This is a genomic window from Marinobacter sp. OP 3.4, assembly GCF_036224885.1.
Taxonomy (GTDB): domain Bacteria; phylum Pseudomonadota; class Gammaproteobacteria; order Pseudomonadales; family Oleiphilaceae; genus Marinobacter.
Map to the genome: position 1 here is coordinate 1 of NZ_JAVVLT010000026.1, position 13028 is coordinate 13028.

A 13028-nucleotide genomic window follows, 5' to 3' on the forward strand; every position below is an offset into this window, starting at 1 on the left:
CGCCGTGAATCCATCCATGGAGGCTCTTCGAAAACGTCCCTGTTTTCGAAGGTCCTGGAAAAGCATCCCGGACCCACTGCTTCAGACCTTGGAGCTGCCCGCTAAGGTTCTCTCGATTTTTTTAGGGTTACCGTCAGAAGGACCTACAAAACACTCCTGATGGCTTCCGCGACTCGCGGCAGTACCTTGTCGTTCAGTCCCGCCACGTTCACCCGGCTGGAATCCAGCAGGTAGATGCCGTGGTCTTCCCGCAGTGTCTTTACCTGTTCCGGTCCGATGCCGAGGAACGAGAACATGCCCCGCTGCCGGGCGATGAAGCTGAAGTCGCCCGCCGGGGCCAGGGCTTCGGCGAAGGCGTGGCGCAGGTGGAGAATGCGCTCGCACATGCCGTTCAGTTCGTTCTGCCATTGCCGGGTCAGGTCGTTGTCTCCCAGTATGGTTTCCACGATGCCGGCGCCGTGGGCCGGTGGCATGGAGTAGTGGGAGCGGATGACGCTCAGCAGCTGGCTGGTGGCGGCCTGGTTGATGTCCGGGGTTTCCGAGATCAGCATCAGGGCGCCGGTGCGTTCCCGGTAGAGGCCGAAGTTCTTGGAGCAGGAGGCGGCTACCAGCATTTCCGGTACCTGGCTGGCCAGGTGTCGGAGGCCGGTGGCGTCCTGGTCCAGGCCGTCGCCCAGGCCCTGGTAGGCCATGTCCACGAAGGGCAGCAGGCCCTTGCGCTGGATCAGGCTGGTGACGTCCTGCCACTGTTCGACACTCAGGTCGGCCCCGGAGGGGTTGTGGCAGCAACCGTGGAGTAGCACCACGTCGCCGGCCTGGCCCCCTTCCAGGCTTTCCAGCATGGCGGCGGAGTCTACCTGTAATGTGTCGCGATTCAGGTAGGGATATTCGCGGATGGTGAGTCCGGCGCCGCCCAGCAGGGGCAGGTGGTTGGCCCAGGTGGGAGTGCTGACCCACACGGTGGTGTCGGGTTTGCACAGGCGCAGGAATTCCGCCGCCATGCGCAGGGCGCCGCAGCCGCCCGGGGTCTGGACCACGGAGGTGCGCTGGTCGCGGATGAGCGGGCTGTCGTTGCCCAGGATCAGGTGACCCATGGCGTTGTTGTAGCCGGCGGAGCCAGCCGGGCCTACGTAGCTCTTGGTGGTTTCGCCATCCAGCATCCGCCGTTCCGCTTCGTGGACGGCGGCCATGATGGGGGTGTTGCCAGCGTCGTCCTTGTAGACGCCGATGCCCAGGTCCACCTTGTTGGGGCGCGGGTCGTCCCGGAAGGTCTGCATCAGTTGCAGGATCGGGTCCTGGGGCAGGGGCTTGAGGGCTTCAAACATGGTCTGCCTCCTTTTCGTCCGTCTGGTCGTCGGCCTGATGGGTGCGGATCAGGGTGGGGCGACCGGTGTCCAGGGCCTTGTAGAGCTGAGCCTGCTTTTCACCGATGGCTTCCGCCGCCTGCTCCCGCACCGGGCCGTACCCCCTTACGTCCGCCGGCAGTTCCGCCAGTTGCAGGAAGGTATCGTAGTTGCTGGCGTCCAGTCCCTTCTCGATGCGGTCAACGAGTGCCTGGTATTCCTTCAGCAAGGCACGGTCCAGCTTGCGGTCGGCGGAGTAGCGGAACGGGTCGATGGCGGTGCCCCGCAGTCCGCGGAATTTCGCCAGCAGTTTGAACGCCCGGAACATCCAGGGGCCAAATTTACGCTTCCTCGGGCGGCCCTGGGCGTCGGTGCCCTTGTTCATGATCGGCGGGGCCAGGTGGAAGTGGACCTGGAAGTCGCCTTCGAAGGTGTCGTTCACTTCCTTCATGAAGTCGGTTTCCGCAAACAGGCGGGCCACTTCGTATTCGTCCTTGTAGGCCATGAAGCGGTAGAGCTGTTGGGCTACGGCCCGGGTCAGCAGGCCGTTGGTGTGGCCCAGGCTTTCCTCGGCCTTGCGCACATTGGCGACGCTGGCCCGGTACTGATCTGCCCAGCGGCGGCTCTGGTAGGCCACCAGGTGGTGGTAGCGGGTGTCGATGAGCTGATCCAGGGTGGGCTCCGGCTTCACTTCAACGGGTTCGGCCTGGTTGCCTTCCAGCAGGTCGGTGATGGCCGGCAGGTCGACGGCGGCCAGGCGGCCCCAGCCGAAGGCTTCCTTGTTGCGGTCGACGGCTACGCCGTTGAGCTCGATGGCTTTCATCAGGGCCGCTTCGGACAGGGGCAGCAGGCCTTTCTGCCAGGCGAAGCCGAGCATCATGACGTTGGAGAACACGGTGTCGCCCATCAGACGGTCGGCAATGCCGTTGGCGTCCAGGCGGGCGAAGTGGTCGTCGCCCACGGCGTTGCGGAGGATGTCCAGGCGCTTGTCCGCCTGCATGTCCGCGTCCCGGTAGAGCACGTAGTCGGCGGTGGGCAGTTCCGCCTCGTTGGCGACAATGCGGGTATGGTTTGGCCGCAGTACGCTCAGGGCTTTCTGGGAGCTGGCCACCACCAGGTCACAGGCGATGACCGCGTCGGCCTGGCCGTTGCTGGTGCGGACCTGGTGCAGCCGGTCCGGGGAGGGGGCCATGCGCACGTAGCTGAGCACGGTGCCGCCTTTCTGGGCGAAGCCCATGAAGTCCAGTACCGAAGCACCTTTCGATTCCAGGTGGGCCGCCATGGTGATGAGCTGGCCCACGGTGACCACGCCGGTGCCACCGACGCCGCCCACCAGCAGGTCGTAGGAGCCGGTCATGGCCGGCAGCTCCGGGGCCGGCACGTCGGCGAGTTTGCGGGTCAGTACCGAGCCGGTGTCCATGCCACGACTCTTGCGTAGCTGGCCGCCCTCGATGGTGACGAAGCTGGGGCAGAAGCCGTTGACGCAGGAATAATCCTTGTTGCAGGACGACTGGTCGATCTTGCGCTTGCGACCCAGTTCGGTCTTGCGGGGCACCACGGACAGGCAGTTGGACTGAACCGAGCAGTCACCGCAGCCTTCGCACACATGGTGGTTGATAAAGGCCCGCTTGGCCGGATCCGGGAACTGCTGGCGCTTGCGGCGACGGCGTTTCTCGGCGGCACAGGTCTGGTCGTATATCAGTACGGTACAGCCGGGGATGTCCCGCAACTCCCGCTGCACCTGGTCCAGTTCGCTGCGGTCGTGGAAGGTGACATCCTTCGGGAAACGGTCCTTGTGGCCGTCGTACTTCTCCGGCTCATCGCTGAGCACCACCACCCGTTTGACGCCCTCGGAGGCCACCTGCTGGGCAATGGCGTCCACGGTGATCTGGCCGTCCACCGGCTGGCCACCGGTCATGGCGACAGCGTCATTGAACAGGATCTTGTAGGTGATGTTGATGCCCGCGGCCACCGCCTGGCGGATGGCCATGGAGCCGGAGTGGAAGTAGGTGCCTTCCCCCAGGTTCTGGAACACGTGGGGGTTGCCGGTGTAGCGGCTCTTGCCGATCCAGTTGACGCCTTCGCCGCCCATCTGGATCAGGGATTCGGTGTTGCGGCCCATCCAGGAGGCCATGAAGTGGCATCCGATGCCGGCCAGGGCCTTGCTGCCTTCCGGTACCTTGGTGGAGGTGTTGTGGGGGCAGCCGGAGCAGAAGTAGGGCAGGCGTCTGACACCGCCGGGATCCTGGGCGGTGGTCATGGTGTTGATGGCCATCAGGCGCTCGTTGAAGTCGATCTCGAAGAACCGGCCCAGGCGGGCGGCCAGGAAGCCGGCCACCAGTTTCGGGCTCAGCTCGCCCACGTAAGGAATCAGTGGCCGCCCCAGTTCGTCCTGCTTGCCGGTGATCAGCACTTCGCCGGGGCGGTCCGGCTCGGACATGGTTTCCTTGATCTGGCTTTCGATGATGCCGCGCTTTTCCTCGATCACCAGCACTTCCTGCTTGCCGTGGACGAAGTCCAGCACGCCCTTGCGCTCCAGGGGCCACACCATGCCGATCTTGTAGATGTCCAGGCCCATCTTCCGGGCCCTGTCTTCATCAATACCCAGCAGGTCCAGGGCTTCCAGCAGGTCCAGGTGGCCCTTACCGGTGGTGACGATGCCGAAGCGGGCGTCCCGATTGTTATACAGGCAGCGGTCGATGGGGTTAGCCCGGGCAAAGGCCTGCACGGCGGCCAGCTTGTGCTCGATACGGGTTTCCAGTTGTGGCCCGGGCAGGTCCGGCCAGCGGTAGTGCAGGCCGTCCGCCGGTGGCGTGAAATCGTCCGGGGTCACGAACTCAGGCAGCGGTGGTAGTTCTACCGACGCGGCGCTTTCCACGGTTTCCGAGATGGCCTTGAAGCCCACCCAGCAGCCACTGTAGCGGGACAGGGCGTAACCCCAGAGGCCGAACTCCAGGTATTCGGCAATATTGGCCGGGTTGATGGTGGGCATGAAGAAGCTCATGAACGCCACGTCGGACTGGTGCGGCATGGAGGAGGACACACAGCCGTGGTCATCCCCGGCCACCACCAGCACGCCGCCGTGGGGAGAACTGCCGTAGGTGGTGCCATGCTTGAGGGCATCCCCGGCCCGGTCGACGCCCGGGCCCTTGCCGTACCAGAGGCCGAACACGCCATCCACCTGGCGGTCGTCGTCGGTTTCCACCTGTTGGGTGCCCAGCATGATGGTGGCCGCCAGGTCCTCGTTGATGGCGGGAACGAAGTCGATCCGGTTCTGCTCCAGCAGGTCACCGGCCTGCCACAGAGCCTGGTCATAGGCCCCCAGGGGTGAGCCCCGGTAGCCGCTGACCATGCCGGCGGTGTTCAGGCCCTGCCTGCGGTCCAGGGCGGCCTGCATCAGTGGGATGCGCACCAGGGCCTGGGTACCGGTGAGGAATACGCGACCGGATTCCCGCAGGTAGCGGTCTTCCAGTTTGTAGTCGTCCAGTTGGGGGGGATCCGGTTGGACGGTATCAGGTTGACGGGTATCGGTGGACATGGCGCCCTCCTTTTGTTGATTTTATGAACAAAAGTCTAAAGGGGGACGCGCAAAATGTGTTTGCTTTTTGAGCAGCTTTGATGGGGGTTTGCGAAATAAAACGCAGTGATCAACAATAAAAACGAAAGACTCTTTGATAAAAATCAGGTGTTACCAAATGAAACAGGTTGATCTGGATAAGCTGGACCGTCGCATTCTGGACGTGCTCCAGCAGGATGGCCGTATCAGCAACCAGTCGCTGGCGGAACGGGTCGGGCTGTCACCGGCCGCCTGCTGGCGACGGGTTCGCGGACTGGAGGAGGCCGGAGTGGTTACCGGCTATAGCGCCCGGCTCGATCCCGAGGCCATGGGTCAGGGGCTATGTGTACTGGTGAACCTGTCCCTGCAACGGCACACCATCGACAGCACGGCGGAAATTGAGCGGCAGGTGAGCAGTTACCCGGAGGTGCTCCAGTGCTTTGCGGTGACCGGCAATGCGGATTTCGTGCTGCGGGTCGTGGTGGCGGACATGGCCAGCTATGACCGTTTCCTCAATGAAAAAATATTCACCCTGCAGGGCATTGCCCAGGTCAATTCCAACTTTGCACTGCGGGAGATCAAGAATACCCAGATGCTGCCTGTGAACGTTTCCGCAGAATAGGTTTCTGGACCTCCTGCAGGTGGCGTTATCCGTTCAGGGCACAATGATGAGTATTAAATGTTGGTCAGGAAGCCGCTGATTTCTTGAGTTTTTCCGCCACAGAGCCAATGGTTGAAGTGCGTTACCCAAACTCATGTTGCGTTGGCATCCCACTCAGGTGGGCCAACTCTAAGGAGGGAACGATGCTTTATTGGGCCGTTGTCTGTCTGATCATTGCCATTATTGCCGGGGTCCTTGGCTTTGGGGGTATTGCCGGAACCGCCGCAGGCATTGCCAAGATCCTTTTCTTTATCTTCCTGGTGTTGCTGGTGATTTCTCTGGTAGCCAACGCAATGAAGGGGCGCAAGCCCTGACTTGCGGGTTCTCAGGTAACCCATCTCAGTCAGGCCGGTCCTTGCCGGCCTTTTTTGTGTCCGGCACATCATGGTCATATGACATGTGTACATTTTCCAGCTATACGTCTTTAAACCGTCAGGGAAACATCAAGGACCGGACACCCGACGGTAAGACCTGCTCTCTATGGTGACAGACAGCCGGGCCATCAGGCCCGGTCATACAACCAGAACAGAGAGAGACGTATGAAACAGACCAATCCTGTACAACTGCCTGAACAGTCCCGATCGGATTCGCTGAGCCTCAATCGTCGTTCCCTCCTGAAAAGCAGCCTGCTGGGCGCCGCCGGGCTGGCCTTCGGTGGTCTCGCCAGTCGCGACTTGCGCGCCGCCAGCCTGCCGTATAGCCCGGATTATGGCCCCCTGTCCCTGAAGGCCGATGAAACCACCGGCCTGTACCTGCTGGCCCTGCCGGATGGCTTCCGGTACCAGAGCTTTGGCTGGACCGGTGACACCATGTCCGACGGCATTGTGACCCCGGGCTCCCATGACGGCATGGGCGTGGTGGCCGCCAAGGGCAACACCGTCACCATGATCCGCAACCACGAGGTCCGTGGGGTCGGTGATCCGTTCACCCGTCTTGCCTACGACCCGCGCACGTCGGGCGGCAACACCACGCTGACCTTTGATACCTACCAGGGCAAGTGGCTCGACAGCTACGCGGCACTGTCCGGTACTTCCACCAACTGCGCCGGCGGGCCCACCCCCTGGGGTAGCTGGCTGACCTGTGAGGAGACCACCCTGGGGCCGGAGACCGAAGCCGGGGTCAAGACCCACGGCTGGGTGTTCGAGGTGCCCGCGTTCGGTCGCCCGTCCGCCGAACCCCTCAAGGGGCTTGGCCGTTTCGTCCACGAGGCGGTGGCAGTGGATCCGGTGACCAGCGTTGTCTACGAGACCGAGGACCGCGGTACCTCCGGTTTCTACCGCTTCATCCCCGACACCCATGGTCGCCTGCAGGAAGGCGGCAAGCTGCAGATGCTGAAGGTGGTGGGCGAGGACCAGGCCGACCTGGCGGCGGGCTATCCCAACGACACCACCTGGCAGGTTGAATGGGTGGATATCGACAACCCGGAAAAGGCCCACGAGGACGGCACCACCAACAGCCTGGGGGTGTACAGCCAGGGTCGTGCCAAGGGTGGTGCCCGTTTTGAGCGTGGCGAGGGTTGCTGGTACGACAGCGGCTATGTCTATTTCGTCTCCACCTCCGGTGGTGATGCCGGACAGGGTCAGATCTTCGAGTATGACCCCCGTAGCGAAACCCTGCGCCTGGTGTTCGAGAGCCCGGCCGCCGACGTTCTCAACTCGCCGGACAACATCGCGGTCAGCCCCCGTGGCGGCATCGTCCTGTGCGAGGACGGCAGCCGTCCCAAGCAGCTGCTCCATGGCCTGACCCGCGACGGCCAGATCTTCCCGTTCGCCGAGAACAACGTGATCCTCGCCGGCGAGAAGAATGGCTTTTCCGGCAACTACACCGGGCGTGAATGGTGCGGTGCCACCTTCCACAACCAGTGGCTGTTCGTGAACATCCAGACCCCGGGCATCACCTTTGCCATCACCGGCCCCTGGGACAACGGTGCCCTCTGATTGACTTCACAAGGAAAAGGATCGACGTCATGAAACAATGGATCGCAGCAATCACCCTGGCGCTGGCCCCGCTCAGTGCCTCTTCCGCCATTATCTATGAAGGCGCCCTGGACGATGGTGCTGTCTACAGTGGCAGCCTGGAATCCGAATCCGGCTGGTCCGAGTCCAATGGCTCCTGGGTGGATTTCTGGTCATTCGACGGTACCGCCGGCGAGAGCATCAGCCTGTTTGCCGGCAGCGACACCACCGATGTGGCCTTCTCGCTGTACACCGGTACACCGGACAGCTTCTCCCAGCCGTTCTACTTCAACAATGCCGGTGACTGGGACCTGTTTTCCCTGGTGACCCTGTCATCCACCGCCGGCGATGAATCCCTGATGGATTTCATCCTGCCGGAAACCGGTACCTTCACCCTGGCCCTGGGGGGCGAGGTGCCTCCCTACCTGGCCGACGGCGAGGGCACCTGGGACTATGATGTCTCGCTCACCCGTTCCGCGGCTGTCTCCGCGCCGGGCTCCCTGGGCCTGCTGGCCCTGGGGCTGTTGGGTCTGGGCGTCATGCGAGCCCGTCAGGCCTGATCCTGCCGTACACGCTACCCGTCCGCTGGGGCGGGTGGTTTTCTCGACACGGCAGGCTGCAACGGCCTGCCGTGTACAGCTTTTCTCCTCTGGCGTATCCTGTGACTCGATCAGGGCTGACCGGAACCGGATTTGTCAGCATCCTGTCCGGGCGAGGTCTCTCTGTCCTCCCGCCGAATCAGAAACCAATGGAACCGGGTATCTATGAGCGTAAGTATCGTTCTCGTACTGGCCAGTATTGGCGTTGCCTCTCTCTTCTGTCAGTGGCTGGCCTGGCGGCTGCGAATGCCAGCGATCCTGTTCCTGCTTGCCGGCGGCATTGCGGCTGGTCCGGTGTTGGGGTGGCTGCAACCGGAACCGTTGTTCGGTGACCTGCTGTTTCCGATGATCTCGCTGGCGGTGGCGGTGATCCTGTTCGAGGGCAGCCTGACCCTCAAGTATGACGAGATCAAGGGCCATGGTCGCATGGTCCGCAACCTGGTGCCGGTGGGGTCAGTGGTTACCGCCATCATCGGCACCCTGGCAGCCCGGTGGATCCTCGAAGTGTCCTGGGAAGTGGCGCTGCTGTTCGGGGCCATTTCCATCGTTACCGGTCCTACGGTCATCGCGCCGCTGCTCCGGTCGGTGCGGCCCAAGCAGAACCTGGCCAACATCCTGCGCTGGGAGGGCATTATCATCGACCCGGTGGGGGCGCTGCTGGCGGTGCTGGTGTTCGAGGCCATTATCTCCTGGGGGCAGGGCAATGTGTTCTGGCACTCGGTCTATATCTTCGGCAAGACCGTGGTGGTGGGTATGGTGTTCGGTGCCGTGGCCGGCTGGCTCAATGGCGTTGCGTTGCGTAAGCACCTGCTGCCCCATTACCTCCACAACGCCGGCACCCTGACGTTCATGCTCGGGGTCTATGCCCTGTCCAATGAACTGGCCCATGAATCCGGCCTGCTCACGGTCACCGTGATGGGTATCTGGATGGCCAACATGAAGATGGTGCCCATCGACGACATCCTGGAATTCAAGGAGTCCCTCAGTGTCCTGCTGATTTCCGCCCTGTTCATCATCCTGGCGGCGCGGGTGGATTTCGCCGCCATAGCCCAGCTTGGCTGGGGCCTGGTTGCGGTGCTGGCAATCCTGATGCTGGTGGCCCGACCCCTCAGTATTGTTCTGTCGGCCATTGGCACCCGGCTGAACTGGCGGGAGCAGGCCTTCCTGAGCTGGATTGCTCCCCGGGGCATCGTGGCCGCGGCGGTATCGGCACTGTTCGCGTTCCAGCTTGAGAATCACGGCTATGAGGACGCCAGCACCCTGGTGCCGCTGGTGTTCATGCTGATTATCGCCACCGTGACCCTCCAGAGCCTCACCGCGCGACCGGTGGCCAAGGCCCTGGGGGTAGCCGAACCCGCCGCGTTCGGGTTCCTGATCCTGGGAGCCAACAGTGGGGCCCGGGCCATTGCCCTGGCGCTGCAGAAGAACGAGATTCCCGTGGTGCTGACCGATACCAACTGGGAGAACGTGCGGCAGGCGCGCATGGATGGGCTGAAGGTGTACTTCGGTAATCCCACGTCCGAGCATGCCTCCACCCACCTGGACCTGACCGGGGTGGGTAAGCTGCTGGTTATCTCACCCTACAAGCAGCTCAATTCACTGGCCACCTACCACTTCCTGGACTGGTTCGGCCCCAACAGTGTGTACAGCCTCTCGGAAGGCGAGCAGGATTCCAAGGCCAGCCACCAGACCGCCGAGAAGATCCAGCAGACCCGGGGCCTGTTCAACGATCTTTCCTACCCCAAACTCGCCAGCCTGATGAGTCGCGGTTATACGGTGAAGACCACCCAGTTGAGCGAGAGTTTCACCTACGAGGATTTCCTGGCACGGCATGACGGCGAGGCCCGATTGTTGTTCGTGATCAATGACAAGGACAAGATCCACCCGATCCTGGCGGGCGAGAAGGTGGCTCCGGAAACCGACTGGCAGCTTATCAGCCTGGTGCCGCCCAAGGCCGCCAGGGACCGCAAGGCCGAGGAGGATTCCTCGGAGGCGACATCCGGCACTGCCTGACCGGAGTCAGCCGCACCATCACAACGACAACAACCTGGAGTAGACAACGTGATCGATACCCTCAAGACCTGGCACCAACTGATGCGGGACCGTGACGTCAACGGGCTGGATGACCTGCTGGCTGACGATGCCGTATTCCACTCACCCGTGGTGCATACTCCACAGGAAGGTAAGGCCATCACCAGGGAGTATCTGGCGGCGGCATTTTATGTGCTGGGCAATGATCAGTTCGAGTACCTGCGGGAGATTGTGGATGGCAATAACGCCGTACTGGAATTCCGCACCGAACTGGATGGTATCGTGATCAACGGTATCGACATGATCCAGTGGGATGAGGAGGGTCGCATCCGTGACTTCAAGGTCATGGTGCGGCCGCTGAAGGCGGTCAACAAGCTCCACGAGAAGATGGCGGCGATGCTCCAGATCCGCAAGGGCGGCTGAGAGGAAAGGGGGGCTGTCAGTGCCCTCCGGTTGATTGACGGCTTCCTGGTTCTCAAACTCACGGATCGTAATCTGGAGATCTGCTTGACGACTCAACGCCTGGCAGCCCGGGATTTCTGCAGTGTCTGCCAGGGCGGGCCCCTGGCGGAGTTCGCCCGTGTGGGGGAGCGCCTGTACCGTCGTTGCGGGCAATGCCGGGCCACGGTCATGGACCCGGATGGATGGCTGTCGGAACAGGACGAGGCGCAGGTGTATCGGCTCCACGACAATGCCGTGGACGATCCGGGGTACCGTCGTTTCCTGGACAAACTGGCCACGCCGCTACTAGGCAGGCTGTCGCCGGGGCAACAGGGACTGGATTTCGGCTGCGGCCCGGGGCCGGCACTGGCGGCCATGCTGGAGGAGCGGGGGCTGGCGGTCACCTGCTATGACCCGGTGTTCTTCCCGAATGCTTCGGTACTGGCGCGGCAATGGGATTTCATTACCTGCACGGAGGTGGTTGAACACCTGCGTGATCCCTGGGGCGTCTTCCGGCAGCTCGATGGGATGCTCAGGTCCGGAGGCACGCTGGGGGTGATGACCTGCTTCCAGACCGACGACAGCCGGTTCGCGAACTGGCACTACCGCCGCGATCCCACCCATATCGTGTTCTACCGGGAAGAGACGTTACGCTGGCTGGCCGATCGATTCGGCTGGTGGCTGGATATCCCCCGCAAGGATGTCGCTCTGTTCCGCAAGGCGTGACACTCCGAATTCCCTGTAACCCTGTATCCAACTGTAAACAACGCCTGTCGTGAGAGTGGGCGTGTTATGACTTGATGTCGGGGTTTCAAAGGCTTGCCGAAGTCTCTGTTTCGTAAGAAATATTAAAATTGTAAAGTCCTGCTACCGTGGGGCTGAAATCATGGATTAGTTGTAATTATTCAGTTTAGGATGACGGCACAAAACCGGCACCCGACACCATTGATCCGCATGCCCCACGTCTCACCCAGCACACGCCAGATCCTCCCGGTCATCATTGCGCTGATGGCCACGGCGGGGTTTTGTGCAACGTCCATGGCGGACAGCACAGCCGCTGGTATCGATGCCGGGCAGCACCAGCGCACCATGGGATTGCTGCAAAAGAGCCTGGCCTGGGTACGTCGCGGCCAGGAGACGACGGCAACGTCCGGGGCGACGTCTGCATCCGCGCCGGTGATCGTGGCTACCCGTACGGATGCCTCCACGGCCGCCATTCCCATTTCATCCAGTGCCGCCAGGGACCAGTGGATCGGCGAGAATTTCTTCCTGCGGGGTGAAGATCACGAGGCCGAGCAGAGCGACCGGGTCCGGGTGGGATTCGAAACGGACCGGATTCCCGGGCTCAGCAATAACCTGTCCGTGGACGGCAACTGGTCCACCTCCCAGCGGCCTGGCGACAGCACCATGGACATGGGCCTGACCTGGCGGGTGCCCATGGGAGACAACCAGTTGGAGTTCCGTGGCCGCATCCACGAATACGAGAACGAGGTGGACGACGGTGACGTCAAGCGGTTCGGGGGCACCCGCCAGACCCTGGAAATCGACCTGGCCCGCTCCCTGTACCGTGGTGACAGTGCCAGCCTGGATGCGCGGGTTATTACCACTGACGTCACCCGTCGCTGGTACCAGGACGGTGACCTGAGTGATGAGTCCCGGCGCAGTTACTCCCTGTTGCGTCTCGATGGCCAGGTGGAACGGTACCTGCCGATGCTGGATACCTACGGTGACCTCGGCTTTTCCGTGGAGGGCTGCGTGGCACTGACGGAAGGTGCCGAGCAGGAATCCTGCGGGGAAGGGCTGGGAACCTTCCAGCGCTATAACCTGAGCGCCAACCTCCGGCGCCAGTGGCTGAACATGGATTGGGCACTCCAGGGGGAGTACCAGTTCACCCCCAATGAACTGCCTTCCTGGCGTTATATGGAAGTGGGGCCGGGTATGATGCATGGATTTGGCGGCCAGGCCCTGCGAGGCCGGGAAGGGGGCTGGCTGCGGCTGGATAGCCAAACCCGCAGCCGACCGCTCTGGTCACCCATGAACCTGTATACCAGCATTCGCTTCTCGTTACTCCGGGGGTGGGCCGAAGCCGCGGTGGATCCGCACCTGACCAGCCGGGCCAGCGTGGCGGAGGTGTTCTGGCGGGTCAGTGGTGAGCACCTTTCCGGCGGGCTTCGTGCCGGTACCCTGCTGGACAGCGCCGGCCCCGACGTGGTGACCACCCATGTGCCGGATGTGTCTGTCGACCTGACCTGGACACTCTGATTTCCTCTCTAGTGTCCCGTCTGGGTAATTCGTTAGCCTACTGCGCGACGCTGAGGTTTCTGGCCAAGGCGCCAGTCCGCCGGTGTGATGGTTCCACATCAAGGGCTGGCAACACCGGCCAGAAACCTCAGCGTCGCGCCCTTCGGGAGCCACTGAGGGCCTTGATAGCCGCGTTGCGCC

Annotated in this window: 10 protein-coding genes; 8 read left to right on the forward strand and 2 right to left on the reverse strand. The window is 62.5% G+C overall.

Annotation, left to right across the window (positions count from 1 at the left end; translation table 11 throughout):
• Positions 1-143: 143 nt before the first annotated feature.
• Together RO069_RS04290 and RO069_RS04295 are read right to left on the reverse strand one after the other, a co-directional pair.
• Complete coding sequence (locus RO069_RS04290) at positions 144-1325, reverse strand: amino acid aminotransferase (protein WP_328185495.1); 1182 nt, start codon at positions 1323-1325, stop codon at positions 144-146.
• Positions 1318-4881, reverse strand: a complete 3564-nt coding sequence (locus RO069_RS04295) for an indolepyruvate ferredoxin oxidoreductase family protein (protein ID WP_328185496.1) — start codon at positions 4879-4881, stop codon at positions 1318-1320. Before RO069_RS04295 ends, RO069_RS04290 begins: the two co-directional genes overlap by 8 nt.
• Before the next feature lie 157 nt (positions 4882-5038).
• Between RO069_RS04295 and RO069_RS04300 the strand changes: the two genes are divergently transcribed.
• The 8 genes from RO069_RS04300 to RO069_RS04335 all read left to right on the forward strand — a co-directional run bounded on the left by RO069_RS04300 (position 5039) and on the right by RO069_RS04335 (position 12848).
• Positions 5039-5521, forward strand: a complete 483-nt coding sequence (locus tag RO069_RS04300) for an Lrp/AsnC family transcriptional regulator (RefSeq protein WP_328185497.1) — start codon at positions 5039-5041, stop codon at positions 5519-5521.
• Between the two features lie 182 nt (positions 5522-5703).
• Positions 5704-5874, forward strand: coding sequence for a DUF1328 domain-containing protein (locus RO069_RS04305; protein WP_328185498.1), 171 nt, complete (start codon positions 5704-5706; stop codon positions 5872-5874).
• 225 nt (positions 5875-6099) lie between these two features.
• A complete protein-coding gene (locus RO069_RS04310) occupies positions 6100-7497 on the forward strand; it encodes an alkaline phosphatase PhoX (protein WP_328185499.1) in 1398 nt (465 codons plus the stop codon).
• A 29-nt stretch (positions 7498-7526) separates the two neighbouring features.
• Positions 7527-8075: a hypothetical protein gene (locus tag RO069_RS04315; RefSeq protein WP_328185500.1), complete on the forward strand. Its 549-nt coding sequence runs from the start codon at positions 7527-7529 to the stop codon at positions 8073-8075.
• A gap of 204 nt (positions 8076-8279) precedes the next feature.
• Positions 8280-10127, forward strand: coding sequence for a cation:proton antiporter (locus RO069_RS04320; RefSeq protein WP_328185501.1), 1848 nt, complete (start codon positions 8280-8282; stop codon positions 10125-10127).
• A 48-nt stretch (positions 10128-10175) separates the two neighbouring features.
• Entirely contained in the window at positions 10176-10568 is a 393-nt protein-coding gene (locus RO069_RS04325; protein ID WP_328185502.1) for a nuclear transport factor 2 family protein, read from the forward strand.
• A gap of 84 nt (positions 10569-10652) precedes the next feature.
• Positions 10653-11312 carry a class I SAM-dependent methyltransferase gene (locus RO069_RS04330; RefSeq protein WP_328185503.1) on the forward strand — a complete coding sequence of 220 codons (660 nt, stop codon included), beginning with the start codon at positions 10653-10655 and terminating at the stop codon, positions 11310-11312.
• A gap of 189 nt (positions 11313-11501) precedes the next feature.
• Positions 11502-12848 (forward strand): ShlB/FhaC/HecB family hemolysin secretion/activation protein, encoded by a 1347-nt coding sequence (locus RO069_RS04335; protein ID WP_328185504.1) that lies wholly within the window; start codon positions 11502-11504, stop codon positions 12846-12848.
• Positions 12849-13028: the final 180 nt, after the last annotated feature.